This window comes from Janibacter hoylei PVAS-1 (assembly GCF_004025845.1).
Lineage (GTDB): Bacteria > Actinomycetota > Actinomycetes > Actinomycetales > Dermatophilaceae > Janibacter > Janibacter hoylei.
This window is the reverse complement of the sequence record NZ_PIPF01000001.1, coordinates 100,891-125,038: the sequence shown is the minus strand read 5'-3', so window position 1 is coordinate 125,038 and position 24,148 is coordinate 100,891. Positions and strand designations below refer to the sequence as shown.

The 24,148-nt window shown below is 70.9% G+C and carries 25 protein-coding genes and 1 pseudogene; 12 read left to right on the top strand and 14 right to left on the bottom strand.

The features are described 5' to 3' along the window. The first annotated feature begins 45 nt into the window (after positions 1-45). The 6 genes from CWN80_RS00650 (at position 46) to CWN80_RS00625 (ending at position 6,871) form a co-directional block, all read left to right on the top strand. On the top strand, positions 46-1,098 hold the full coding sequence (locus CWN80_RS00650) for a PhoH family protein (RefSeq protein WP_007926292.1): 1,053 nt from the start codon (positions 46-48) through the stop codon (positions 1,096-1,098). Then, complete coding sequence (ybeY, locus tag CWN80_RS00645) at positions 1,095-1,565, top strand: rRNA maturation RNase YbeY (protein WP_007926293.1); 471 nt, start codon at positions 1,095-1,097, stop codon at positions 1,563-1,565. The genes CWN80_RS00650 and ybeY overlap by 4 nt, the downstream gene beginning before the upstream one ends. Continuing rightward, positions 1,562-2,851, top strand: coding sequence for a hemolysin family protein (locus CWN80_RS00640; protein WP_007926294.1), 1,290 nt, complete (start codon positions 1,562-1,564; stop codon positions 2,849-2,851). Before ybeY ends, CWN80_RS00640 begins: the two co-directional genes overlap by 4 nt. Continuing rightward, positions 2,848-3,771 (top strand): GTPase Era, encoded by a 924-nt coding sequence (gene era, locus CWN80_RS00635; RefSeq protein ID WP_007926295.1) that lies wholly within the window; start codon positions 2,848-2,850, stop codon positions 3,769-3,771. The genes CWN80_RS00640 and era overlap by 4 nt, the downstream gene beginning before the upstream one ends. Positions 3,772-3,982: 211 nt before the next feature. Further along, positions 3,983-5,764 (top strand): BCCT family transporter, encoded by a 1,782-nt coding sequence (locus tag CWN80_RS00630; protein WP_007926297.1) that lies wholly within the window; start codon positions 3,983-3,985, stop codon positions 5,762-5,764. 69 nt (positions 5,765-5,833) lie between these two features. Next, positions 5,834-6,871 carry an aspartate-semialdehyde dehydrogenase gene (locus CWN80_RS00625; protein WP_007926299.1) on the top strand — a complete coding sequence of 346 codons (1,038 nt, stop codon included), beginning with the start codon at positions 5,834-5,836 and terminating at the stop codon, positions 6,869-6,871. Between the two features lie 98 nt (positions 6,872-6,969). Here CWN80_RS00625 and CWN80_RS00620 read toward each other — a convergent pair whose 3' ends face one another. The 8 genes from CWN80_RS00620 to CWN80_RS00585 are packed head-to-tail and all read right to left on the bottom strand — an operon-like array spanning position 6,970 to position 14,520. Beyond that, complete coding sequence (locus CWN80_RS00620; protein ID WP_007926300.1) at positions 6,970-8,091, bottom strand: MSMEG_0565 family glycosyltransferase; 1,122 nt, start codon at positions 8,089-8,091, stop codon at positions 6,970-6,972. 31 nt (positions 8,092-8,122) lie between these two features. After that, positions 8,123-8,983 carry a carbon-nitrogen hydrolase family protein gene (locus CWN80_RS00615; protein WP_040880914.1) on the bottom strand — a complete coding sequence of 287 codons (861 nt, stop codon included), beginning with the start codon at positions 8,981-8,983 and terminating at the stop codon, positions 8,123-8,125. 20 nt (positions 8,984-9,003) lie between these two features. Next, a complete protein-coding gene (locus CWN80_RS00610) occupies positions 9,004-10,257 on the bottom strand; it encodes an MSMEG_0569 family flavin-dependent oxidoreductase (RefSeq protein WP_007926302.1) in 1,254 nt (417 codons plus the stop codon). After that, on the bottom strand, positions 10,254-10,568 hold the full coding sequence (locus CWN80_RS00605) for an MSMEG_0570 family nitrogen starvation response protein (protein WP_007926305.1): 315 nt from the start codon (positions 10,566-10,568) through the stop codon (positions 10,254-10,256). The genes CWN80_RS00610 and CWN80_RS00605 overlap by 4 nt, the downstream gene beginning before the upstream one ends. After that, complete coding sequence (locus CWN80_RS00600; RefSeq protein ID WP_007926307.1) at positions 10,561-11,442, bottom strand: carbon-nitrogen hydrolase family protein; 882 nt, start codon at positions 11,440-11,442, stop codon at positions 10,561-10,563. Before CWN80_RS00600 ends, CWN80_RS00605 begins: the two co-directional genes overlap by 8 nt. 29 nt (positions 11,443-11,471) lie before the next feature. Continuing rightward, a complete protein-coding gene (locus CWN80_RS00595; RefSeq protein ID WP_007926309.1) occupies positions 11,472-11,999 on the bottom strand; it encodes an MSMEG_0572/Sll0783 family nitrogen starvation response protein in 528 nt (175 codons plus the stop codon). A 32-nt stretch (positions 12,000-12,031) separates the two neighbouring features. After that, entirely contained in the window at positions 12,032-13,435 is a 1,404-nt protein-coding gene (locus CWN80_RS00590; RefSeq protein ID WP_040880986.1) for an MSMEG_0567/sll0787 family protein, read from the bottom strand. Then, positions 13,435-14,520: an MSMEG_0568 family radical SAM protein gene (locus CWN80_RS00585; protein WP_007926312.1), complete on the bottom strand. Its 1,086-nt coding sequence runs from the start codon at positions 14,518-14,520 to the stop codon at positions 13,435-13,437. Before CWN80_RS00585 ends, CWN80_RS00590 begins: the two co-directional genes overlap by 1 nt. Before the next feature lie 247 nt (positions 14,521-14,767). Between CWN80_RS00585 and leuA the strand changes: the two genes are divergently transcribed. The 3 genes and pseudogenes from leuA (at position 14,768) to CWN80_RS00570 (ending at position 17,440) form a co-directional block, all read left to right on the top strand. Continuing rightward, positions 14,768-16,507 (top strand): 2-isopropylmalate synthase, encoded by a 1,740-nt coding sequence (gene leuA, locus CWN80_RS00580; RefSeq protein WP_007926314.1) that lies wholly within the window; start codon positions 14,768-14,770, stop codon positions 16,505-16,507. A 185-nt stretch (positions 16,508-16,692) separates the two neighbouring features. Next, a pseudogene (locus tag CWN80_RS15680) lies at positions 16,693-16,881 on the top strand (hypothetical protein); the annotation flags it as partial. 58 nt (positions 16,882-16,939) lie between these two features. After that, positions 16,940-17,440 carry a hypothetical protein gene (locus CWN80_RS00570; RefSeq protein WP_040880918.1) on the top strand — a complete coding sequence of 167 codons (501 nt, stop codon included), beginning with the start codon at positions 16,940-16,942 and terminating at the stop codon, positions 17,438-17,440. On the opposite strand, the gene CWN80_RS00565 is transcribed toward CWN80_RS00570, so the two are convergent. Further along, a complete protein-coding gene (locus CWN80_RS00565) occupies positions 17,334-17,957 on the bottom strand; it encodes an alpha-ketoglutarate-dependent dioxygenase AlkB (protein ID WP_007926316.1) in 624 nt (207 codons plus the stop codon). The genes CWN80_RS00570 and CWN80_RS00565 overlap by 107 nt on opposite strands. A gap of 98 nt (positions 17,958-18,055) precedes the next feature. On the opposite strand from CWN80_RS00565, the gene recO reads away from it, so the two are divergent. From recO to CWN80_RS00550, 3 genes are all read left to right on the top strand, one after another. Beyond that, a complete protein-coding gene (gene recO, locus CWN80_RS00560; RefSeq protein ID WP_007926318.1) occupies positions 18,056-18,817 on the top strand; it encodes a DNA repair protein RecO in 762 nt (253 codons plus the stop codon). After that, on the top strand, positions 18,814-19,599 hold the full coding sequence (locus tag CWN80_RS00555) for an isoprenyl transferase (RefSeq protein WP_007926320.1): 786 nt from the start codon (positions 18,814-18,816) through the stop codon (positions 19,597-19,599). The genes recO and CWN80_RS00555 overlap by 4 nt, the downstream gene beginning before the upstream one ends. A 64-nt stretch (positions 19,600-19,663) precedes the next feature. Then, the gene (locus CWN80_RS00550) at positions 19,664-20,626 is read left to right on the top strand and encodes a class II glutamine amidotransferase (protein ID WP_007926322.1); all 963 of its coding nucleotides are present in this window, start codon (positions 19,664-19,666) and stop codon (positions 20,624-20,626) included. Here the strand turns inward: CWN80_RS00550 and CWN80_RS00545 are convergent. The 5 genes from CWN80_RS00545 to CWN80_RS00525 are packed head-to-tail and all read right to left on the bottom strand — an operon-like array spanning position 20,623 to position 24,103. Beyond that, the gene (locus CWN80_RS00545) at positions 20,623-21,015 is read right to left on the bottom strand and encodes a Fur family transcriptional regulator (RefSeq protein ID WP_007926324.1); all 393 of its coding nucleotides are present in this window, start codon (positions 21,013-21,015) and stop codon (positions 20,623-20,625) included. The two genes, CWN80_RS00550 and CWN80_RS00545, sit on opposite strands and share 4 nt — an antisense overlap. Continuing rightward, positions 21,012-22,013: a metal ABC transporter permease gene (locus tag CWN80_RS00540; protein ID WP_007926325.1), complete on the bottom strand. Its 1,002-nt coding sequence runs from the start codon at positions 22,011-22,013 to the stop codon at positions 21,012-21,014. The genes CWN80_RS00545 and CWN80_RS00540 overlap by 4 nt, the downstream gene beginning before the upstream one ends. Further along, positions 22,010-22,807 (bottom strand): metal ABC transporter ATP-binding protein, encoded by a 798-nt coding sequence (locus CWN80_RS00535; RefSeq protein ID WP_238148003.1) that lies wholly within the window; start codon positions 22,805-22,807, stop codon positions 22,010-22,012. Before CWN80_RS00535 ends, CWN80_RS00540 begins: the two co-directional genes overlap by 4 nt. Beyond that, positions 22,804-23,751, bottom strand: a complete 948-nt coding sequence (locus CWN80_RS00530) for a metal ABC transporter substrate-binding protein (RefSeq protein ID WP_007926327.1) — start codon at positions 23,749-23,751, stop codon at positions 22,804-22,806. The genes CWN80_RS00535 and CWN80_RS00530 overlap by 4 nt, the downstream gene beginning before the upstream one ends. Before the next feature lie 43 nt (positions 23,752-23,794). Continuing rightward, positions 23,795-24,103, bottom strand: a complete 309-nt coding sequence (locus CWN80_RS00525; RefSeq protein ID WP_040880987.1) for a DUF6703 family protein — start codon at positions 24,101-24,103, stop codon at positions 23,795-23,797. Positions 24,104-24,148: the final 45 nt, after the last annotated feature.

Genomic DNA, 24,148 nt, shown 5'->3' with positions numbered 1-24,148 from the left:
ATCCGGTCGTCCCGGCGCGGCGCCGCCCGTAGAATCGGCGGCACGATGCCTCCATCAGACCAGCCCGACCTGCGCGCCCTCGACGCGATCTCCGACGACCCGCGCGCCACCGCGCACGAGCGCGGCACCCGCTCCCGGCAGACGATCGTCCTGCCGGACAACGTGCCGATGGTCAACATCCTCGGTCCGACGGACGAGCTCCTGCGGACCATGGAGCGCGCCTTCCCCAAGACCGAGATCCTCGTGCGCGGCAACGAGTTCCGCCTCGAGGGGCCGACCGAGGACCTCGCGATCATCGACCGTCTCCTCGACGAGGTCATGGAGATCGTCGAGGCCGGCCAGCCGCTCAACCGCGATGCCATCGAGCGCTCGATCACCATGCTGCGGGGGCAGACCCGGGAGCGGCCCGCTGACGTGCTGACGATGAACATCGTCTCCAACCGCGGCCGCACCATCCGGCCCAAGACCCTCGGGCAGAAGCACTACGTCGACGCCATCGGCGACAACACGGTGATCTTCGGCATCGGGCCGGCCGGCACCGGCAAGACCTACCTGGCGATGGCCAAGGCGGTCGCGGCACTGCAGGCCAAGGAGGTCAGCCGGATCATCCTCACCAGGCCCGCGGTCGAGGCCGGCGAAAAGCTCGGCTTCCTCCCGGGCACCCTCGGCGACAAGATCGACCCCTACCTGCGGCCGCTCTACGACGCCCTGCACGACATGATCGACCCCGACTCGATCCCGCGGCTCATGGCCGCCGGCACCATCGAGGTCGCCCCCCTGGCCTTCATGCGCGGCCGCACCCTCAACGACTCCTTCATCATCCTCGACGAGGCGCAGAACACCTCGCCCGAGCAGATGAAGATGTTCCTCACCCGCCTCGGCTTCGGCTCGAAGATGGTCGTCACCGGCGACACGAGCCAGGTCGACCTGCCCGGCGGGATGGAGTCCGGCCTCAAGGTCGTCCAGCGCATCCTCACCGACATCGAGGGCGTCCACTTCGCCCACCTCGACGCCTCCGACGTCGTCCGCCACCGGCTCGTCGGGGAGATCGTCGGGGCCTACGACCGATACGACGCGACGAAGGGGCAGCGCCGATGAGCATCGACGTGCTCAACGAGACCGACCACGACGTCGACGAGGTCGAGTTCGTCGACCTCAGCCGCTACGTGCTCGAGCAGATGCGCGTGCACCCGCAGGCCGAGCTGTGCATCCGCTTCGTCGACGAGGCGACGATGACCGTCCTGCACGAGCAGTGGATGGACCTCGCCGGCCCGACCGACGTCATGAGCTTCCCGATGGACGAGCTGCGGCCCGGTCGCGAGGGCGAGACCTCCGCCGAGGGGGTCCTCGGCGACATCGTCGTGTGCCCGTCGGTCGCGGAGCGGCAGGCCGCCGCAGCGGGCCACGCCGCCATCGAGGAGATGCTCCTGCTGACGACGCACGGGATCCTCCACCTGCTCGGCTACGACCACGCGGAGCCCGACGAGGAAAAGGAGATGTTCGAGCTGCAACGCCAGCTGCTGCTCACCTTCCTCGCCGGCCGCGGCCGGGAGGCCCAGGGGTGACCACCCTGATCATCGGCGCGGTCGTCGCGATCGTCGCCGCCTTCGTCCTCACCCTCGTCGACGCCGCCATCGGCTCGGCCTCCCGCGTCGCCGCGGAGGAGGCCGACAGCGCGGGACGAAGGGGGGCACCCGCCCTGCGCCAGATCCTCGCCGACAGCGCGGGACCGATCTCCGTCATCGCCTTCCTCCGGGCCATCGCCGAGGCGAGCGCGGCCGTGCTCATCACCCTCGTCGTCGTCGGGCAGGTCGAGCGGACCTGGGTCGCGCTGCTCGTCTCCGCCGGGATCATGGTCGTCGTCACCTTCGTCCTCGTCGGGGTCTCCCCACGGACCCTCGGGCAGCAGCACAGCACGCCGATCGCGCTCGCCGCGGCGCCCGCGGTCATCGGGCTGCGTCGCGTGCTGGGCCCCTTCGCCCGGCTGCTCGTCACCTTCGGCAACGCGGTGACGCCGGGGCGCGGCTACCGCGACGGGCCCTTCCGCTCCGAGGCCGAGCTGCGCGACCTGCTCGACCTCGCGGGGGAGTCCGCGCTCATCGAGGACGAGGAGCGCGACATGCTCCACTCGGTCTTCGAGCTCGGCGACACCATGGCCAGCGAGGTCATGGTCCCGCGCACCGACATGATCACTATCGAGTCGGACAAGCCGGCGCGCAAGGGGCTCAACCTCTTCATCCGCTCCGGCTTCTCCCGCGTCCCCGTCGTGGGGGAGTCGAGCGACGACATCGTCGGCCTGCTCTACCTCAAGGACGTCGTGCGCCGCCTGCTGGCCGACGAGACGAGCCGTGATCTGCCGGTCTCGCAGTTCATGCGGCCGGCTCCCTTCGTCCCCGAGAGCAAGCCCGTCGACCACCTGCTGCGCGAGATGCAGCGCGACCAGATCCACGCCGCGATCGTCGTCGACGAGTACGGCGGCACTGCCGGCCTGGTGACGATCGAGGACATCCTCGAGGAGATCGTCGGCGAGATCACCGATGAGTACGACCGCGAGGGGCCCGGTGTCGAGGAGCTCGACGACGGCCGATACCGGGTGCCGGCGGGGCTGCACGTCGACGACCTCGCCGAGCTGCTCGACGTCGACCTCGAGGACGAGGAGGTCGACACCGTCGGTGGCCTCATCGGCAAGATCACCGGCCGGGTGCCGATCGTCGGCACGACCTGCGAGGTCGCCGGCCTGCGGCTCACGGCTGAGAAGATGTCCGGACGACAGCACCGGATCGCGACCGTCATCGTCGAGAGGACGGCACCGGTGCGCGACGGGCACGAGCACGAGGAGGTCGACGCATGACCGACGAGACCCAGTGGCGGGCGGGCTTCGCCTGCCTGGTGGGCCGGCCCAATGCCGGCAAGTCGACGCTGACCAATGCGCTCGTCGGCGACAAGGTCGCCATCACCTCGAGCAAGCCTCAGACGACGCGGCACACGATCCGTGGCATCGTCACGCGCGAGCACCAGCAGCTCGTGCTCGTCGACACGCCGGGCCTGCACAAGCCCCGCACCCTGCTCGGCGAGCGGCTCAACGACCTCGTCCGCGAGACCTTGCTCGAGGTCGACGTCATCGGCTTCTGCATGCCCGCCGACCAGCGGATCGGCCCCGGCGACACCTACATCGCCAAGGACCTCGCCGAGCTGCAGCGGGCCAAGCGGGTGCCGGTCGTCGCCATCGCGACGAAGGCCGACGCGGTCGACCGCGAGCGCCTCGCCGAGCACCTCATCGCCATCGACCAGCTCGGCGACTGGGCCGCCATCGTCCCGTGCTCCGCGGTCCGTGGGGACCAGGTCGACGACGTGCTCGCCGTGCTGGGTGGCTACCTGCCGCCCTCGCCCGCGCCGCTCTACCCCGTCGACCAGGTGAGCGACGAGGACGACGAGAAGATGATCGCCGAGCTCGTGCGCGAGGCCGCCCTCGAAGGGGTCCGCGACGAGCTCCCGCACAGCCTGGCCGTCGTCGTCGAGGAGCTCGTCCCGCGCGAGGGTCGACCCGACGACGATCCGATGCTCGACGTGCGGGTCAACGTCTTCGTCGAGCGGGACAGCCAGAAGGCGATCATCATCGGTCGCGGTGGCTCACGACTGCGCGAGGTCGGGACGACCGCGCGGGTCGGGATCGAGGAGCTGCTCGGTCAGAAGGTCTTCCTCGACCTGCACGTCAAGGTGGCCAAGGACTGGCAGCGCGACCCCAAGCAGCTGCAGCGCCTCGGCTTCTGAGGTCACGACTCGGTCACAGGCATTTGGGCTCCGGGTGCGCTTTGGGTCAAAGTGAGTGGCTGGGCAGCATGCTGCCCGCTAACGCCACCGACTCTGACTTGGGAGGAGCGGCCCGGGCGGCTCCAGCGATGTCCGGGTCGGACGACACGTGACTGCACCTACGCAACCGCCACCCTCTGGCAAGAACGCCCCGCCGCGCGACACCCGTCGGGTGGACCACCCGGCCCTCGAGCCGCGCATCCTGCGCAAGCAGGACAAGCTGGGCATCGACTGGATCGTCTTCGGCATCACCGCCGTGCTGTCCGTCGCCTTCGTCCTGTGGGGTGTCATCAGCACCTCGTCGCTGTCCAGCGCCTCGGAGAGCGGACTCGACTGGGTCGTGACCAACACCGGCTGGCTCTTCGCTCTGGCCTCGACCGGCTTCGTCTTCTTCGTCATCTGGCTGGCCGCCAGCAAGTACGGCAACATCCCCCTGGGCGCCGACGGCGAGGAGCCGGAGTTCCGCACCATCTCGTGGATCGCGATGATGTTCTCGGCCGGCATGGGCATCGGCCTGATGTTCTGGGGTGCCGCCGAGCCGCTCGCGCACTACCTCACGCCGCCGCCCGGCACCGGTGAGGCGGGCAACGACAGCTCGACGCGTACCGCGATGGCGACGACCCTCTTCCACTGGACGCTCCACCCCTGGGCGATCTACACCGTCGCGGGTCTGGCCATCGGCTACGGCGTCTTCCGCAAGGGTCGCGGCCTGACGATCAGTGCGGTCTTCGAGCCGCTCATCGGCAAGCGCCAGGTCAACGGTCCGGTGGGCAAGGTCATCGACATCTTCGCCATCTTCGCCACGCTCTTCGGCTCCGCGACCTCGCTCGGCCTCGGTGCCCTGCAGATCGCCTCCGGCGCCAAGATCGTCGGCTGGGCCGACGACGTGACCAACACGGTCCTCGTCCTCATCATCGTCGTGCTGACGATCTGCTTCATCTTCTCGGCCGTCTCCGGTGTCGAAAAGGGCATCCAGTGGCTGTCCAACACCAACATGGTGCTGGCCTTCGTCTTGGCCGCCTTCGTCTTCGTCGTCGGCCCGACGATCTTCATCCTCAACCTCGTCCCGACCTCGCTCGGGACCTACATGCAGCACCTCATGGAGTACGCCGCGCGGACCAACGCGCAGGGCGAGTCCGGCATCAAGGGGTGGCTGTCCGGCTGGACGATCTTCTACTGGGCGTGGTGGGTCAGCTGGACCCCCTTCGTCGGCATGTTCATCGCCCGCATCTCGCGGGGGCGCACCATCCGTGAGTTCGTCACCGGCGTGCTCCTCGTCCCGAGCACCGTCAGCCTCGTGTGGTTCGCGATCTTCGGTGGTGCCGCGATCAAGGCGCAGGAGATGGGCGCGACGCTCGACAAGTTCGGCGACGGCGAGGAGAGCACGCTCTTCGCGCTGCTCGACTCGATGCCGTGGGCCGGGGTCACCTCGATCCTCGTCATGGTGCTCGTCGCGATCTTCTTCGTGTCCGGCGCCGATGCCGCCTCGATCGTCATGGGTTCGCTCAGCGAGCGCGGCACCCTCGAGCCCAACAGGTTCACCGTGATCTTCTGGGGTGTGGCCACCGGTGCCGTGGCCGCGATCATGCTGACGATCGGCGGCGAGGACTCGCTGACCGGTCTGCAGCAGATCACGATCATCGCGGCCCTGCCCTTCGTGCTCATCATGATCGGCATGGCGGTCGCGCTCGTGAAGGACCTGCAGTCCGACCCGATGGCGGTGCGGCGCGCCTACGCCGTCGAGGCCCTCAAGCAGGCCGTCGTCGCGGGTGTCAAGGAGCACGGGGACGACTTCGTCCTGTCGATCGACCACGCCGAGCCCGGCGAGGGCATCGACCGGGACAAGGTGCTGCACGCCAGCAACGGTGGCTCGGCGACGGCCACCGAGCAGGGAGAGGCAGCCACCGAGCAGGCAGAGACGGACCCGCGGCCGGGCGAGACGCCGACCGCCTGACCTGCTCCACCGCGTCCGGGGCCTGAACACGATGTGGGTGTTCAGGCCCCGACGCCTATCCTTGGGCCCATGCACATCGGAGTCTTTGGAGCCACCGGCCAGGTCGGACAGGTCATGCGCACGCTGCTCGAGGAGCGGGACTTCCCCGTCACCTCGATCCGCTACTTCGCCTCTGCCCGGTCCGCCGGCACGACCCTGCCGTGGAAGGGCGAGGAGGTGACGGTCGAGGACACCGCGACCGCCGACTTCTCCGGCCTGGACATCGCGCTGTTTTCCAACGGCGGGTCCACGAGCAAGGAGTGGGCGCCCAAGGTCGCCGCCGCCGGCGCGACCGTCGTCGACAACTCGAGCGCCTGGCGCAAGGACCCGGAGGTCCCGCTCGTGGTCTCCGAGGTCAACCCCACCGACCTCGACGACCTGCCCAAGGGCATCATCGCCAACCCCAACTGCACGACGATGGCCGCGATGCCGGTCCTCAAGCCGCTGCACGACGAGGCGGGGCTCGTCGCCCTTCGCGTCGCCACCTATCAGGCTGTCTCCGGCTCGGGCGGCGCCGGGCTGACCGAGCTCGACAGCCAGCTGCGCGGCGGTTACGCCTCCGGCGACCCCAAGGACCTCGCCCGCGACGGCAGCGCCCTGACGCTGCCGGCCCCGCAGGTCTACGAGGTGCCCGTCGGCTTCAACGTCGTCGCGATCGCCGGGTCCGTCCAGGACGACGGCACCCTCGAGACCGACGAGGAGCAAAAGCTGCGCAACGAGTCGCGCAAGATCCTGCACATCCCCGACCTGCGGGTCTCGGGCACGTGCGTGCGCGTCCCGGTCTTCTCCGGCCACGCGCTGGCGATCCACGCGGAGTTCGAGCGGGAGATCAGCCCCGAGCGGGCCACCGAGATCCTCGAGGCCGCCGACGGCGTCGTCGTCACGGCCGTGCCCAACCCGCTCGAGGCGACCGGCAAGGACGACGTCTACGTCGGGCGCATCCGCGCCGACCAGTCCGTCGCCGACGGCAAGGGCCTGACGCTCTTCGTCGTCGGGGACAACCTGCGCAAGGGCGCAGCGCTCAACGCCGTGCAGATCGCCGAGGCGATCGTCGCGCGCAAGGGCTGACGGCGCCTCGTCCCACCCGTCACCCGATTCTCGGGTCACCCGATGAACCCCGGCTTCGCAAGGGTTTGGTACTCCTGCGAAGCCGGGGTTTCTCTTGCTCAGCGCGAAGGGAGGACCGCTCGGGCCGTCGTCGCGTCGAGGTGGCGGACGTAGAAGTCCTCGTGCGCGGAGGCCGCCGCGGCCCAGGTGTAGCCGGCCGCCAGCTCCCGCCCGGGCTCGGCGTGGCACGGGGGGTCGGACAGCGCAGCGTCGAGCGCCGCCGCCAGACCGTCGACGTCGCTGCCGTAGCGCACGGTGTCCCCGAAGACCTCCCGCAGCACCGGGAGGTCACGGGCGACGACAGGTACCCCGGCGGCGAGTGCTTCCATCGCCGCGAGCCCGAACCCCTCCTTCGTCGAGGGGAAGCCGAGCACCTGTGCGCCGGCGACGAGTGCTGGCAGCTCGTCGTCGTCGACCGGCCCCAGCACGAGCGGGCTGACGCCGAGCTCGCGGGCGCGGGCTTCACATCGGGCGCGGTAGTCGCGGTAGTCGAAGAGCGTCTCCCCACCACCGATGACGAGCTGCAGATCGCGGCGGTCGAGCCGGGCGAAGGCCTCGAGCAGGTCGATCGTGCCCTTGCGCGGCTCGATGCCACCGAGCGCCAGGACGTAGCCGCCCAGCCGGGCGGTCCAGGCGTCGCGGGCGGGCGCACCCTCGGGGCCGGCAGCGCGGGCGAACCGGCCCGCGTCGACCCCGTTGGGAATCACCGCCGCGCGGTAGCCGTAGGCGGCCTCGACCTCGTCGGCAACCGCCCGCGAGACGCAGATGCGCGCGGCCGGGGCGTGGATGGCACGCTCGTGGCAGGAGACCAGACGAGGTGTCGTGAAGGCGTCCAGGTGGTGGATGGTGCGGATGGGCGCGACGCCGGCGTCGAGCACGGCATTGGCCGAGATGCAGTCCTGCGCGTGCACGACGTCCGCGCCGGTGTCGAAGGCCGCGGCCAGAGCCGCGATGGACCGCTCGATGCGGTCACCGACGCTCTCGTCCTCGCGAGAGACGAAGGGGACGACCCGCACCTGCACGCGCGGGTCGAGGTCCCGGAAGAAGGCGCGGTCACCGCCCCGTCCCAGGGTCCAGATCTCGACGTCGTGCCCGCGGGCCGCGAGTGCCTCCGACAGGGCGAGCGTGTGGACGACCCCGCCACGGGGCTTGGTGGAGTAGGTGAGCTGGGCGATACGCATGGGTCGTCCGATCGTGCGCCGCCGGTGACGGTCAGGCGCTGGTGGTGGTGAGTCGGTAGGCGTGCTCCACGCGCTGGTGGATGTGGTCGAGGGAGCGGCGGGCCCGCGCCACGGCAGTGCTGACGTCGGCCTCGGCGACGGCCAGTCCCCCCTTCGCCCAGGTCTTGGCGACGATCTCGCCGGCGGGGTCGACGACCTTGGCCTGACCGAGGAAGCGCAGGCCCCCGAGCACCCCGGTCTGGTTCGACGACACGAGGTACACCTGGTTCTCGGCGGCCCGGGCGCAGTCGTAGAGGTCGAAGAGGTGGGCCTGGCGGTCGTTGCGGATCCGGTCCGACCGGTCGGTGACGCTGGCGGGCCACGCGCTGAGGCAGGTCACCACCTCGGCGCCGTCGAGGGCCAGCGTGCGGGCGGCCTCGGGGAAGGTCTTGTCGAAGTCGATGAGCATGCCGATCCGTCCGACAGGGGTGTCGAAGGCCCGGAAGCTGTCGCCGGGGCGATAGGCCTCGGCCTCGCCGAGCGGTAGGTGCACCTTGCGGTGCACGCCGAGCAGGCCGTCGCCGCTCACGCAGGCCGCGGTGTTGAAGCGCACCTCCTCGCCGTCGACGACGGCGCGCTCCGTGAGGCCGAAGCAGACCGTCATCCCGCCCGCCAGCGACACGACGGTGGCGAGCTCGGGCCCGTCGAGCGCGATGGCCGGAGGGAGGTCGACCCCCGTGCTTCCCGGATGCCTCAGATCGCCGAGGTAACCGCCGATCGTGGCGTCCGGGAGGACGAGCAGGTCGACGCCGCGTTCGCGGGCCTGCTGGACGATGCTGGACAGCTTGGTGAGAGTGCGCTCGACGTCGCGTCCGAAGTGTGCGGCCACGGCCGCCATCGTCACGGTGCTCATCGGCCCAGACTAGGGACGCGTCAGGCCGCGCGGGCGGCCGCGCCCTCGGCGACGAGCGATGCCACGTGCTCCGCGTCGCGGGCGATCGCGTGGAACCGCCCGGAGCCCCATGTGTGGAGCCACGGCAGCCCGAGGAAGTGGAAGCCGGGCACGGACGTGGCACCGCGCTCGTGCCTCGGGTGGCCATCCTCGTCGAGGACGCCGAGCTCGCCGAGCCAGCCCCAGTCCGCCCGGAAGCCGACGGCCCAGACGATGCTGCCGCTGTCGCGGAGGTCCAGGCTGCTGCCCCCGGGCCGTGGTTGCCACACGGGGGTGTGGCGTGCCTCCACGGGGGCGTCGATGCCTTCGCGCTCGATGTACCGGTCGATGTCGTCCTTGATGGACTCGGCGACCGAGTCGGCGTGGTCGAGGTTGCTCGCCAGGGAGTCGTCGAAGTGGACTGCCCCGTCGACGACCGCGAGCGCCCGGCCGTGCAACGCCATGCCGCCGACGGCGAACTGCCGCAGATCGATGTCGCGGCCGCCGTCGCGCCCCGTGACGTAGTGGTTGGTGGACTCCCGCTTGGTGAGGCCGCGCGTCGTGACCGGCACGTCGTACAGGCCCATCTCGGCGAGCCAGGTCATACAGTCCCTGCCCCGGTAGAACCGGGCGACACGGGGTGCCCGGCCCACGGCGAGATGCACGTTGCGGCCCTCGATGTGCAGGTCCTCGGCGATCTGGGTGCCCGACTGCCCGGTGCCGACGACGAGCACCGGCCCCTCCGGCAACTGGCGCGCGTTGCGGTACTCGTGCGAGTGCACCTGCGTGACCGACACCGGGACGTCCTTCGCCCAGTCGGGCACCACGGGCTCGTGGTACCCACCGGTGGCGGAGGTGACGGTGTCGGCGGTGAGCACCCCGGCCGAGGTGACGACGGTGAAGCCGCCCTCCGGTCGCTGCTCGACCCGGACGACCTCGACGCCCTGCGCGACGGGGGCGTCGAAGGTGTCGGCATACGCCCGCACCCAGGCGTGGACCTCGTCGCGCGTCATGAACCCGTCGGGGTCCGGGCCGTCGTACGCGTATCCCGGGAGCCGGCAGTGCCAGTTCGGCGTGACGAGCGTGAAGGCGTCCCACCGTCCGTCGCGCCACTCGTGGCCGACCTCGTCACGCTCGATGACGATGTGCCGGATGCCCCTCTCGACGAGGTGGCGGCTGAGCGAGAGGCCGGCCTGCCCGCCTCCCACGATGACGGCGTCGTAGTGGTCACCTGCGATGACTGGGGTCGGGATCATGATCCGGTCCTCTCGAGCTGCGGTTCCATGGTGAGCACCTCGACCTCGGCCGTCGGGTGGACGTCGGCCGGGTAGTGGGCGGCCGTGGCCGCGATCGTCTGCTGCGACTGCATGGCCGAGGTGCAGGCCATGCCGTACTTCGCGCGCACGCGCTCGCTGGCCTCGCCCAGGGCCGCGCCCGTCCGGGCGACGAAGTCCGCAAGCGGGTACCGGGCACCCGCCTCGAGGTGGTCGTGCATCACCAGGCTGGGGGAGTAGTGCGAGGTCTCGGCGCCGTCCGGCCAGCGCACGGAGAAGGTCATCTCAGGCATGGGCGAGCTCCCGCCACCGGTCGACGTGCGGCGCCGAGACCTCGGCCACCGGGCCGTACACGTGCGGGCACCGGTCGCGCAGGTGGAACATCCCGGCACGCATGGTCCGGAAGGTCGCGTCGACGTCGATCTCCGCGATCGCCAGCCCGGTCCCGAGCAGGGTGGTGGCGAGGATGTTGCCGCCCGGGTCGACGACCTTGGCGTTGCCGACGTAGCGCAGCGAGCCGAAGGTGCCGGACTGGTTCGACGCCATCCAGAAGACCTGGTTGTCCAGGGCACGCGCGATGTCGAACTGGTTGAACCGGTAGGTCCAGCGGTCCTCCTGCAGGTTGTCCGCCGTCGCGGTCCGGGCGGCGGGCCATGCGGACATGCTCACGACGATCTCGGCACCGTCGAGGGCGAGCATGCGGGCGGCCTCGGGGAAGGCCTTGTCGTAGCAGATCTGCATGCCGACGCGGCCGACCGGGGTGTCGAAGGCGTGGTAGCTGTCACCCGCGGAGTACGACATGTTCTCGCCGAGCGGCTGGTGCACCTTGCGGTAGGAGCCGTAGATCGTGCTGCCGTCGAGACACACCGCGGCGTTGTAGCGGGTGCTCCCGTCGTCGGCGAGCTCGCAGAAGCCGATCGTCAGCACGATGTCACCCGCGAGCTCCTGCACGCGTCGGATCTCCGGTCCGTCCAGCCGGATCGCCGGCGGCAGGGACCTGCTGGTCGTCTGCAGGGTGTCCCCGTGGTTGCCGAGCGACGAGAGGTAGCCGCCGATCGCGGCCTCGGGGAAGGCGACGAAGGAGACCCCCTCGGCGCGGGCGTCGTCGAGCAGCTGGGCGATGAGGGCGTAGTTCTGCTCCAGGTCCCGGGTGAAGTTCGCGGACACGGACGCGATTTTGATGGTCATCGCAGGCCTCAGAGGTTGTAGGTGGAGTTGATGATGGCGCCCTTGCGGGCGTAGTGGATGAGGGCGTCCTGCACGTCCAGGGGGTGCGCGGGGATGACGCCCTCGATGAGGTCCTCCTCGCGGATGCCGTGGAGCGCGAGCCCGAAGCGACAGCAGTAGACCGTGCCGCCCTCCTTGATGAAGGTCTCGAGCGAGTCGTTCATGTTGAGCTCACCCGGGAAGCCCGAGTCACCCGAGGTCGGGAACCCGCGGTTCGCGGTGGCCGCCAGGGTGCCCGGTCCGTATAGGTAGATCGCGGACTCGAAGCCCTTGCGCAGGGCGCGGGTGGCCTGGAGGACGGCGACGAAGCTCACCGACGACTCGTGCGGGATCCCGTGGATGAGGGTGAAGTAGCTCTCCCCGTCCTCGGCCTGATAGTCGGGGAAGATCTTCGTCGAGCCGTACACGTTGCTGCCCTTGGGCAGGGCGGGGTGGGGGATCTCGCCGAGCGACTTGGCGATGTTGTCGGCGATCTGGGCGTCGATGTCGTTGGTCATGGTGGTGCCTTTCGTGGGGGTGCGGTGGGTGATCAACCGGGCAGGAGCCCGGTGGCTGTGGGGCAGGCGGCGTCGGTCTCGACGCCGTCCGGCCAGAGGAGGCGCACGCCGGGCTCGGCGGTGGCGGTGCCGATGCGCGCGGTCCGCGCGATCGGGGAGGTCATCCGCTCCTGCCCGGGGCGGTCGGCGGTGAGCATGGCGAAGCCGGGGAAGCAGGTGAGCCAGTCGCCGAAGGGGACGCCGTCCGGTGCGGGGATCGAGTCCGGTTCGAGGGTTGCCCCGACGGCCGACGCCTCGGCGAGCATCGCGGCCGTGCCGACGATGCCGGCCATGCTGACGTCCTTGGCCGCTGCGGGACGAGCACCCGCGACGAGCGACCCCAGTGCGCGCAGGTCGGCGCCGGTGCGGGTGGAGGTGCTGTCCCACTGACGGCCCTCGAATCCGGGACGCCAGCGACCGTGCAGGTCGACGGTGAGCGAGATGTCGTCCCCACGGCGCGCGCCACCACCGGGGACCGGGGCGTCCGTCCGGCCGAGGGCGGTGACGGTGAGCGCGGAGGGCACACCGATCTGGGTGTGGCCGCCCAGGACGGGCACACCCCACGCCTGGGCGGCGCTGCGGATGCCACCGACGACCCGCCGGGCGATCTCGGGGGAGGGTGCGCCGATCGCGTCGAGGAGGCCGACCGGCAAGGCGCCCATCGCGGCGAGGTCGTTGACGTTGACGAGCACGGCGCACCAGCCAGCCCACTCGGGGTCCCGGTCGACGAGGGCCGGGAGGATCGCGTCGCAGGCGGCGACGACGTCGGTGCCGGGGACAGGGGCTCCGTCGTCGCCGAGGAACTCGGCCCCGCCGAGGGCGAACGGGCTGTCCTGCCGCAGGTCGCCGACGAGAGAGCCCAGCTCGCTCTTGGTGGCCGCCACGAGGTCGCGGATCCGGGTGATGGGCCAGCGCATCCGCACGTGCGGCGTGCCCTGGATGCGCGTCGCCCCCCAGGCCGTCCACCCGAGTCTGCGGAAGAGGACCTCGTTGGGCTCCTGGACGGTCGCCTCGAAGCGCAGTACGCCCATCCGCAGCGCGGTGGCGCAGGCCTCGCGGACGAGGGCGGGCCCGATGCCACCGGACTGGCGAGCGTCCCGACGGACCACGAGCCGGCTGCCCGTCCACCAGCCGATGTCGCGCCCCGGAGTGGCGGGGGCCAGCCTGACGCCGCCGAGCACTCGGCCGTCTGCGCTGCGGGCGACGAGGACGATCGTGCGCGGGTCGTCGTCGAGATCGTCGTGGTCGACGTCGAGGACGCGTTGCTCGGCGACGAAGACCTCGCGGCGCAGGGCCCGGTAGTCCGCCGTCTCACGGGGGTCGGCACGGCCGATGGTCCAGGCTCGCGTGTCGTGGGCCACCGTCGGGCCCATGAGCGAGGGGATCTCGAGCCGCATCAGGCACCTGCCGTCTGCAGTGCGCTGCAGGCGCCGCAGGCGGCGCACCCGGCTCGCTGGTCGGCGCCGCGCATCCCGGCGTCCCGCAGCAGTGTCGCCACGCGGGCCGTGACGTCGTTGACGACCTGTCGGTCGGGGGCCGGGACGTGGTCGACGTCGGTCGCGAGGGTCCCAGCGAGCGGGCGGAAGGGGACGACGAAGGGGTAGACGCCCATGTCGACGAGCTCCCGTGCTCCGTCGACGAGTTCGTCCGGGTCCTCCCCGAGCCCGACGAGCAGGTAGGTCGAGACCTGGTTCCGGCCGAAGACCCGGACCGCCTCCCGCCAGGCCGTGCGGTACTCGGCCATGGTCACGCGTGACTTGCCCGGCATCCAGCGGGACCGTACGGCGTCGTCCATCGACTCGACGTGGATGCCGATGGATCGGGCGCCGGCGTCGTAGAGGTCGGTGATCGCCTGCAGGTCCGCGGGTGGCTCGCACTGGACCTGGATCTCCAGCGAGGGCACCGCGTCCTTGACCGCCCGGACGCATCGGGCGAGGTGCTTGGCTCCGCGGTCCCACCCGTTCGACGTCCCGGTGGTCATCACCATGCTCGTCACGCCGTCGAGGCGGACCGCCGCCTCGGCGACCTCGGCGAGCATCGCCGGGGTCTTGACGGCGATCGTCGAGCCGGCGTCGAGGGAGGCCTCGATCGCGCAGAAGCGACAGCGCTCGCTCTCCGCGTACCGCACGCACGTCTGCACGACGGTGGTGGCGAGCACGTTGGTGCCGTGGAGCTTGCCGATCTTGTCGTAGGCGACGCCGTCCGCCGTCGACAGGTCGTAGAAGCGGGGGCGGGCGACGGGGGAGATGTCGAGGCCCAGGTCCGCGCCGTCAAGCGTCAGACGGCCGGCCGGATCGACGACGTAGGGGCTGCTGCTGTCGAGCCGGAGTGCGGCTCCGAGGCCATCGATGGCAAAATGGCCGTCATCGCTCGGGCCCGCACCGCCCGTACGGCGGACCGGTGCGTCGCTACGGACGCCGAGGATCGCGATGTCGACACGGGTGGAAACGCGGTCGGGGTTCGGTGTCGGGTTCGGGGCCATGCGGCAAGTACACGGTCGGCCCGTTTCGGACTGGTTTCACTCGGAATGCAGGACTGTTTCCGGGTGAAACGATCGTGTTTCGTCCGCATGGTGACCGGCGTCATGGTCTCGTGAGGTGAGGAGTATCGTGCTGGGCATGCGGGCGAACCTCCTCCTTCTCTGCCGCGGCGAGGCCTGACGCACGGCCACCTCGTCGCGGAGTTCGTGGTGCCGACCAGCACAGACCACACGTGACGAAGGACAGAGCATGATCCACCCCCAGCAGCCCACCTCGATGCCGGTGCGCAAGTACGTCCCCTTTCAGGACCAGATCTCCGTCGAGCTTCCCGACCGCACCTGGCCCGACCGGGTCATGACGCAGGCCCCGCGCTGGTGCGCGGTCGATCTGCGCGACGGCAACCAGGCTCTCATCGACCCGATGGACGCCGACCGCAAGCTGCAGATGTTCCAGCTGCTCGTCAAGATGGGCTACAAGGAGATCGAGGTCGGCTTCCCGAGCGCGAGCGAGACCGACTACAACTTCTGTCGTCAGCTCATCGACGGCGGGCACATCCCCGATGACGTGACGATCCAGGTGCTCACGCAGTGCCGCGACCACCTCATCGAAAAGACCTTCGACGCCATCGCCGGCAGCAAGACCGCGATCGTCCACTTCTACAACTCGACGTCCGTCCTGCAGCGGCGCGTGGTCTTCAACTCCGACCAGGACGGCATCGTCGACATCGCCCTGCAGGGTGCGCGGCTGTGCAAGAAGCTCGAGGAGACCATCCCCGACACCGACGTCTACTACCAGTACTCGCCGGAGTCCTACACGGGCACCGAGCTCGACTTCGCCGCGCGGATCTGCAACGAGGTCATCGACATCATCGACCCGACGCCGGACCACAAGATGATCATCAACCTGCCGGCGACGGTCGAGATGGCCACGCCCAACGTCTACGCCGACTCCATCGAGTGGATGAGCCGTCACCTCGAGCGTCGCGAGTCGGTCGTGCTGTCGCTCCACCCGCACAACGATCGCGGCGAAGGGGTGGCGGCCGCCGAGCTCGGCTATCTCGCCGGCGCCGACCGCATCGAGGGCTGCCTCTTCGGCAACGGCGAGCGCACCGGCAACGTCGACCTGGTGACGCTGGGCATGAACCTCTTCAGCCAGGGCATCGACCCGCAGGTCGACTTCTCGCAGATGGACGAGATCCGGCGCACCGTCGAGCACTGCACCCAGCTCCCGGTGCACCCGCGGCACCCGTGGGGTGGCGACCTCGTCTACACCGCCTTCTCCGGCTCGCACCAGGACGCGATCAAGAAGGGCTTCGAGGACATGGAGGTGCGGGCCAAGGAGGCCGGCACCGACGTCAACGGCATCGACTGGGGCGTGCCCTACCTGCCCATCGACCCGCACGACATCGGCAGGTCCTATGAGGCGGTCGTCCGCGTCAACTCCCAGTCGGGCAAGGGTGGCGTCGCCTACCTGCTGAAGTCCGAGCACGGCCTCGACCTGCCGCGTCGCCTGCAGATGGAGTTCTCGGCCGTCGTCCAGCGCAAGACCGACAGCGACGGCGGCGAGATGAGCGGTCTCGCGCTGTGGGAGGTCTTCAACGACGAGTACCTGCACAGCGAGGACAAGGACGGCTGGGGACGCTTCCAGCCCGTGCGCTCCACGCTCACCGGTGAGGACTCCGGTCTGGACCGCATCGAAGGGCACATCCTCGACGCCGGCCAGGAGGTCGAGATCTCCGGCAGCGGCAACGGCCCGATCGCCGCCTTCCTCGACGCCCTTTCTCCCCTCGGTGTGGACGTGCGGGTCCTCGACTACGCCGAGCATGCCCTCTCCGCCGGTGGCGACGCCCGCGCCGCCGCCTACGTGGAGTGCGCCGTCGGCGAACGGGTCCTGTGGGGCGTCGGCCTGCACGACTCGATCGTCAAGGCCTCGCTCCGCGCGATCCTGTCGGCGGTCAACCGCGCCGAGCGGGACGCGGCGAAGGTCTGACGCCCACCCGCCCCACGGTTTCCGGGTCACCCGAGGAACCCCGGCTTCGCAAGGGTCCCGAACCCTTGCGAAGCTGGGGTTTCTCTTGTCGAGAGTGACTCCTGAGGGCCCGGCGACGGTGACAGATCGTGTCCGCATGCCTGCCTGGCGTCGTGCGCACCAGCACCCCACGGGCGGACCCACCGATGGACCGCTTCACCCTCGAGATCGACGACGACGCCGTGCGCGACCTGCGTGAGCGGCTGGCCGCAGCAGCTGCCCGGCGACCACGGCCGGGCGAAGGGAGTGCCCGTCGCCGAGGAGAGGCGGTGGGCGACGACCTGGCGGCACTCGACCCGCACCGGGTCGCTGCGGACCTCAACCGCCTGCCGCAGTTGACGATCCGCATCGACGGCGCCCGCATCCACTTCGTCCACGTGCGCTCCGAGCGACGTGCTCGAGGACTCGCCGGCCGGGCAACTGGCCTGGATCGTCGACAAGGTCGTCGAGTGGACCCACGACGAGGCCCCGCTCGAGGAGCCGCACCTCCGCGCCCGGCACCTGGCCGGCGTGCTGCTCTTCTGGCTCACCCGCACGGCGGCGTCGGCGGCGGACGTCGTCTACGCGCAGTACGGGAGCCTCTTCGCCGACCCCACAGCCTTCGCCCCCTCGGGCGTGCCGACCGGGGTGCTCGTGGCGGCCGAGGACATCTCGATCCGGCGCTGCGCCGAGCAGAGCAACGCGATCGTGCGCTGGACCGACCTCGACCACGGGGGCCACGTCGCGGCGCTCGAGCAGCCCGACGACCTCGTCGCGGACCTGCGCGGACTCGTCGACTGGGTCCGGCTCAGCGCACCCCGGCGACGCGGAACTGGATCGACACCCTCGGCCCGACCCGAGCGCTCGTCTTGGGTACCGCGTGCTCCCAGGTGCGCTGGCAGGCGCCGCCCATGACGACGAGGTCGCCGTGGCCGAGCGCGACCCGCTGCGAGGGCCCGCCCTCGCGTGGGCGCAGGCAGAGGTGCCGCGCGGAGCCGAGGGAGACGATGGCGATCATCGTGTCCTGCTCGCGGCTGCGGCCGATGCGATCCCCGTGCCAGGCGACGGAGTCCTGCCCGTCGCGGTAGAGGCACAGCCCCGCTGTGACGAAGGGCTCACCCAGCTCGGTCGCGTAGTGCGCCGAGAGCTGCTCACGCATCTCGGTGAGCAGTGGGTGGGGGAGGCTCTCGCCTGCGGCGTAGAAGCAGGTCAGACGAGGGACGTCGACGACCGAGTCGTACATCCGACGGCGCTCGGCCCGCCACGGGACGTCGTGGAGCAGGGCGTCGAGGACCTCGTCGCTGCCGCACGCCCACCCGGGCAGCAGGTCGACCCACGCCGTGCCGTCGAGGTAGCGCCGATGGCGCCGCGCGAGGTCACCGAGCGTGGGGGAGTCGGCTGTGTCGAAGAGCGAGGACTGGAGCGCCTGCATGTTCAGACCATAGCAGTGGGTCGAACAAATGTTCGACTTGTTGTGCGGGCGCGGCGTGGGGTCGGCGCGCTGTCAGGGCGAAGGGAGACAATGGAGCCATGCCCCTCTACCGCGACTCCGGAGTCGTGCTGCGCACCCACAAGCTGGGTGAGGCCGACCGGATCATCACCGTGCTCACGCGGGGCCGTGGCAAGATCCGCACGGTGGCCAAGGGGGTGCGCCGGACGAAGTCGAAGTTCGGCGCCCGCCTCGAGCCGGGCATGCACGTCGACCTCCAGTGCTACGAGGGCCGCAACCTCGACACCGTGACCCAGACCGAGTCGCTCGACCCGTGGGGCGATGCCTTGGCCCGGGACTACTCGCGGTGGACGGCAGCGACCGCGATCCTCGAGACCGCCGACCGGCTCACCGAGGAGCGCGAGCCGTCCGTGCAGCAGTACCGCCTGCTCGCGGGAGCGCTGCGGACCCTCGCCCAGGGCGACCACGCGGCCGAGCTCGTCCTCGACGCCTACCTGCTGCGCGCTCTCGCGATCGCGGGCTGGGCGCCGAGCTTCCACGACTGCGCCCAGTGCGGCGACGAGGGCCCGCACCGCGCCTTCCACGTCGCGCACGGCGGCGTGCTCTGCCGCAGCTGTCGTGTGCCCGGGTCGTCCGCGCCCGCCCCCGAGACCCTCGAGCTCCTCGCCGCGCTGCTCGTCGGCGACTGGGTCGTCGCGGATGCCTCCGAGCAGCGGCACCGCCGCGAGGGCGCTGGCCTGACCGCCGCCTACCTCCAGTGGCACCTCGAGCGTGGGGTGCTCTCCCTTCGTCACGTCGACCGCACGCCCACCCACCCCACCCCAGCGCAGAGGACCGGATGAGCCGCTACGAGACCCCCTTCGCCCACCCGAGCGGAGCGACGCCCCCGCCCGTGCCTGCCGATCTCGTGCCCGGGCACGTCGCGATCGTCATGGACGGCAACGGCCGGTGGGCCAACCAGCGCGGCCTGCCGCGGACCAAGGGGCACGAGGCCGGTGAGGGGGCGCTGCTCGACGTCGTCGCCGGCGCGCTCGACATCGGGGTCAAGCACCTCTCGACCTACGCCTTCTCGACGGAAAACTGGCGTCGCTCGCCCGAGGAAGTGCGCTTCCTCATGGGCTTCAACCGGGACGTCATCCGCCGCCGGCGCGACCAGCTGCACGCCTGGGGGGTGCGCATGCGGTGGGTCGGCCGCCGCCCGCGGCTGTGGAGTTCGGTCATCAAGGAGCTCGAGATCGCCCAGGAGATGACCCGGGACAACGACGCGATGACGCTGTACTTCTGCGTCAACTACGGCGGTCGCGCCGAGATCGCCGACGGCGTGCGGCGGATCGCCGAGGACGTCAAGGCGGGCCGGCTCAAGGGCTCGGGCATCGACGAGCGCACCATCGCGCGCTACCTCACCGAGCCGACCATGCCCGACGTCGACCTCTTCCTGCGCAGCTCGGGGGAGCAGCGCACGAGCAACTTCCTGCTGTGGCAGTCGGCCTACGCCGAGATGGTCTTCCAGGACACCCTGTGGCCCGACTACGACCGGCGGCACCTGTGGGAGGCCATCGAGACGTATGCCCGGCGCGAACGCCGGTACGGCGGCGCGGTGGACGCGCCGACGGACGGCACCTGAGGGTCGCCTAGGGTGACGAGACCCGTGCACCGCTGCACGGTGATCCACCACCGAGAGGTCGCACATGTGCCGAGTCCTTGCCTACGTCGGGCCGGAGATCCCGCTCGAGAGCCTGCTGCTCACGCCGGACAACAGCCTGGTCAACCAGGCGCTCGACCCGGAGCGTCACCCCGAGCTCCAACTCGCGGGCTGGGGCTTCGGAGCGTGGGGAGACCACCTGCTCAAGCCGGACGAGCCCCTCATCTACCGCCGGCCGATGGCGGCCTTCTACGATGACAACGCGGCGAGCCTGATCCCGAGCCTCCTGGCCAACACCATGCTCGCGCACGTGCGGGCCGCGGCCTACGACTCCCAGGTCGTGCTGGCTGACGAAAACTGCCACCCTTTCTTCTTCGAGGGGGCGCCCTGGCTCGTCGCGCAGAACGGCTATCTGCCGGGCTGGCAGGTGCTGCAGCGCGAGCTGCTGGAGCACTGCCGCGACGAGTACCTCACGCAGATGCGCGGCACGACGGACACCGAGTTCCTCGCCGTGCTGCTGCTGTCCCTGCTCGAGGGCGAGAGCGACGAGCACGTCCAGCGGGCCGTCGAGCAGCTGGTCCGGCTCGTCGCCGACGCGATGTCGACGCTGCAGCTGCCGGGCCTGACCAAGCTCAAGATGGCCCTGGTCTCGCCGGGGCGCATCATCGGGATCAACTGGGGTCTCGGGCACCACGGCGAGGTGGACCCGGCGGGCGACTGGCGCGAGCTGCGCACGGCACCTGCGGGCACCGACGACTTCGACCTCGGCATGCTCTTGGAGCCGATGTACGTGCTGCTCGGCCGCAACTTCGAGCAGGCCGAGGGATCGTACGGCTTCGAGGAGTGCACGCAGGACGACGCCACCGCGGCGATCTTCGCCTCCGAGCCCCTCACCGAGGACGGCGAGGATTGGCTGCCGCTGGACTACGGCTCGATCATGTTCCTCACGAGGGAGGAGGGGCGCGTCACGCGCTCGGTGCGCGAGCTGAGCCTGCCGCCGGCGCCCTAGCCGCAGTCCCCGCAGCGGCCGAAGAGCTCGAGCGTGTGCGACACGTCGCTGAAGCCGTGCTCGGCGCTCACCTTGTCGGCCCAGCGCTCGACGGCCGGACCCTCGACCTCGACGGTCCGGGCGCAGTCGCGGCAGACGAGGTGGTGGTGGTGCCCGGTGCTGCACCGGCGGTAGACGATCTCGCCGTCGTCGGTGCGCAGGGAGTCCAGCGCCTCCTCGTCGACCATGGCCTGGAGGGTCCGGTAGACCGTCGCCAGACCGATCTTGTCGCCGCCGGCGACGAGGCTGGCATGGATCTCCTGGGCGGAGCGGAACTCGTCGGACCGGTCGACGTCGGCCTCGATCGCGGTGCGCTGCCGGGTGGGGCGGCGGGTGCGGGTGTCGGTCATCGGTGGCTCCCTTCGAGCTCGCTGTCGGTGTGGTCGGGGTCGTGCTCGTCCCAGTGGTCGCCGTGGCGGGCGTGCCGGTGGCCGTCGTGCAGGTAGTCGACGTGGTCTCCGTGGAGGACGACCTCGTGGCCGCACTCCTCCCAGTGCACGTGCTCGTGCGCCTCGGCGGTGTGGTGCCGGCGCCGGGCGAGCGCGCGAGCGGTCCCGCCGGCGGCGGCCGAGGTGACGAAGACGGCGATGGCGAGCAGCACGATCGTCGCGCCGGAGGGGGTGTCGGCGTAGAAGCTCGTGACGACGCCGCCGACGCTCGTGAGCATGCCGACGAGCACCGCCCACACCAGACCGCCGCGGAAGGATCGGCCGAGCTGCTGGCCGGTCGCATTGGGCAGGATCATCAGCGCGCTGATGAGCAGCAGGCCGATGACCCGCATCGAGATGACGACGGTGACACCGGTGAGCACGGCGAGCAGGATGTTGGTCGCGAGCACGGGCAGCCCGGAGGCGCGGGCGTACTCGTCGTCCTGGGCGACGGCGAAGAGCCGCTCGCGCAGCACGAGCACCGTGACGACGACGACGGCGGCGAGCACGGCGAACTGGACGAGGTCGCTCGGCGAGACGGTCGTCAGCGCGCCGAAGAGGTAGCCCTGCAGGTTGGACGCCGACCCTTCGGGTGCCTTGGCGATGATGACGACGCCGGCAGCCAGGCCGCCGTAGAACATCACCGCGAGCGCGAGGTCGCCCCCGGTGCGCCCGACGTGGCGCAGCACCTCGATGGCGACGGCGGCGACGACGACCACGACGAGGGCGGTGAGCACGGGGGAGGTACTCGTGAGCACCCCGATGCCGACGCCGGCGAGGGCGACGTGCCCCATGCCGTCACCGATGAGCGACATGCCGCGCTGGACGAGGAAGACCCCGACGAGCGGTGCCGATGCCCCGACGAGCAGGGCTGCGATGAGCGAGTTGCGCATGAACTCCAGGGCGAGCAGGTCGGTCACCGGGGTCCCCCCTTCGTCGTGATGATCGTCGTCGGCACGGTCGAAGGGGGTGCCGCCCCCTCGTCGGAGTGGTGCGTGTGCGCTTGCTCGCCGGCGGCGAGCTGCGCCGGCGCGCAGTCCTGCTGGATGCCGCCGCCGCGCACGACGACGGTGCGGGTGACGATGTCGGCGAGGGCGTCGAGCTCGTGGGTGACGATGACGAGGGTCGCGCCGCGCTCGACGAGGCGGCGCATCACGGCGACGAGCACGGCCTGGTGGCCGCGGTCGACGCCGGCGGTCGGCTCGTCCATGAGGAAGACGTCGGGCTGGCTCGCGATGGCGCGGGCGATGAGCACGCGGCGCTGCTGGCCACCGGAGAGCGTGGCGACGTCGTGGTCGGCGAGGTCGGCGAGGCCGACGACGGACAGGGCCCCGCGCACCGTCTCGCGGCTCGCCCCGTCGCGGATGCGCCACGGCGCCCACCACGGGGTGCGCACGGTGCGGCCCATGGTGACGATCTCGGCGGCCGTGGCCCGCACCGCCGAGGCGAGGGTGTGCCGCTGCGGCACGTAGCCGATGCCGGCGCGGGCGCCCGGGGTGCCGATGTCGTGCCCGAGCACCCGGGCCCGGCCACCGTGGAGGTCGGAGAGGCCGAGCAGCCCCTTGACGAGCGTCGACTTGCCGGCGCCGTTGGGGCCGAGCACGGCGACGACCTCACCGCGACGGACGGTGAGGTCGAGACCGCTGACGATGGTGCGGTCGTCGTAGCCGAAGGCGGCGCCCTCGAGCTCGATGACGGGTGCGGGGTCGGTCACGAGCACCCCTGGCCCTGCTGGACGGTCGCGAGGTTGCTGCGCATGACCGACAGGTAGTCGTCGCCGGCGGAGGCATCGGTCAGCCCCTCGAGCGGGTCGAGGACGGCGACCTCGGCGTCGGTGTCGCGGGCGATGGTGTCCGCGGTGTCCTGGGGCACGAGCGTCTCGGCGTACACAGTGGTGATCTTCTCGTCCTTGATGTGCTGGATGAGGTCGGCGAGCGCGGTCGGGCTGGGCTCGGCGCCGGGGGTCAGCCCGCTCACCGACTCCTGGTGGAAACCGTAGCGGTCGGCGAAGTAGGCGAAGGCCGAGTGCCCCGTCACCAGGTCGGTGCTCGTGCAGTCCTGGAGGCCCTCGGTCAGGTCCTCGTCGAGCTGCGTCAGCTGCTTCGAGAAGGCCTCGGCGTTGGCGCGGTAGTCCGCGGCGTGCTCCGGGTCGGCCTCGGCGAAGCGCTCGCCGATCGCGTCGACGACGTCGGCGTACCGCGTCGGGTCGAGCCAGAAGTGCGGGTCGGTGCCGCCATGATCATGTCCGGCGTGTCCCTCCTCGCCTTCCTCGTGGTCGTGCCCCTCGTGCTCGTCGCTCTCGATGTCGAGCCGGGCGAAGGGGGAGACGTCCATCGCGCTGTCGCCGGCCTCGGCGGCGGCGTCGTCGACCGACGGCTGGAAGTCCGCCAGGTAGACGAGGGCGTCGGCCTTGGTCGCCTCGAGGACCTGCTTGGGGGTCAGCTCGAGGTCGTGCGGCTCGGCGCCGGGCTTGGTGAGGTTGGTGACCTCGACGTGCTCGCCGCCGACCTGCTCGGCCGCGTGCTGGAGGGGGTAGAAGCTCGTCGCGACGGACAGGCGCCCGTCACTGCCGCTGCCCCCGTCATCGCCGGTAGCGCAGCCGGTGACGGCGAGGATCGCGGCGGAGACGAGGAGCGGGAGGCGGTGGCGCATCTTCATGAGAACGATTCTCAGTGAAGGTGAGAACCGTTGTCAAACCCGCTCAGCGGGGGAAGATCTTGATGACCGTCAGGCCGAGGACGAGCACGATGACGGCGACCCGCATGAGCACCTCGCTGCGGGTGAGGCGGGGCCAGCTCAGCGCGAGCATCCACACGAGGAAGAGCACGACGAGGCCGAGCGGGATCGCGCCCCAGGGGCCGAGGAAGGACCCGACGAGCACGAGGAGGAAGACCACGGCGATCGGGACCAGCGGGGGCAGCCGCGCGATGAGACGGGTCAGGGGCAGGCTCGCCCGCTCGACGGCGTTGGTCGCGACGGGCTCGGGGCGGGGCTGGGGACTGCTGGGCACCCCCACAGGGTAAGCGGGCCGATGCGGCCCCACGCCACCGCGGCG

Coding starts and splice junctions, on each gene's coding strand:
- CWN80_RS00650 (WP_007926292.1), top strand. CDS start 46: ATGCCTCCATCAGACCAGCCCGACCTGCGCGCCCTCGACGCGATCTCC.
- ybeY (WP_007926293.1), top strand. CDS start 1,095: ATGAGCATCGACGTGCTCAACGAGACCGACCACGACGTCGACGAGGTC.
- era (WP_007926295.1), top strand. CDS start 2,848: ATGACCGACGAGACCCAGTGGCGGGCGGGCTTCGCCTGCCTGGTGGGC.
- CWN80_RS00625 (WP_007926299.1), top strand. CDS start 5,834: ATGCACATCGGAGTCTTTGGAGCCACCGGCCAGGTCGGACAGGTCATG.
- CWN80_RS00620 (WP_007926300.1), bottom strand. CDS start 8,091: ATGCGTATCGCCCAGCTCACCTACTCCACCAAGCCCCGTGGCGGGGTC.
- CWN80_RS00615 (WP_040880914.1), bottom strand. CDS start 8,983: ATGAGCACCGTGACGATGGCGGCCGTGGCCGCACACTTCGGACGCGAC.
- CWN80_RS00610 (WP_007926302.1), bottom strand. CDS start 10,257: ATGATCCCGACCCCAGTCATCGCAGGTGACCACTACGACGCCGTCATC.
- CWN80_RS00605 (WP_007926305.1), bottom strand. CDS start 10,568: ATGCCTGAGATGACCTTCTCCGTGCGCTGGCCGGACGGCGCCGAGACC.
- CWN80_RS00595 (WP_007926309.1), bottom strand. CDS start 11,999: ATGACCAACGACATCGACGCCCAGATCGCCGACAACATCGCCAAGTCG.
- CWN80_RS00590 (WP_040880986.1), bottom strand. CDS start 13,435: ATGCGGCTCGAGATCCCCTCGCTCATGGGCCCGACGGTGGCCCACGAC.
- CWN80_RS00585 (WP_007926312.1), bottom strand. CDS start 14,520: ATGGCCCCGAACCCGACACCGAACCCCGACCGCGTTTCCACCCGTGTC.
- leuA (WP_007926314.1), top strand. CDS start 14,768: ATGATCCACCCCCAGCAGCCCACCTCGATGCCGGTGCGCAAGTACGTC.
- CWN80_RS00565 (WP_007926316.1), bottom strand. CDS start 17,957: ATGCAGGCGCTCCAGTCCTCGCTCTTCGACACAGCCGACTCCCCCACG.
- recO (WP_007926318.1), top strand. CDS start 18,056: ATGCCCCTCTACCGCGACTCCGGAGTCGTGCTGCGCACCCACAAGCTG.
- CWN80_RS00555 (WP_007926320.1), top strand. CDS start 18,814: ATGAGCCGCTACGAGACCCCCTTCGCCCACCCGAGCGGAGCGACGCCC.
- CWN80_RS00550 (WP_007926322.1), top strand. CDS start 19,664: ATGTGCCGAGTCCTTGCCTACGTCGGGCCGGAGATCCCGCTCGAGAGC.
- CWN80_RS00545 (WP_007926324.1), bottom strand. CDS start 21,015: ATGACCGACACCCGCACCCGCCGCCCCACCCGGCAGCGCACCGCGATC.
- CWN80_RS00530 (WP_007926327.1), bottom strand. CDS start 23,751: ATGAAGATGCGCCACCGCCTCCCGCTCCTCGTCTCCGCCGCGATCCTC.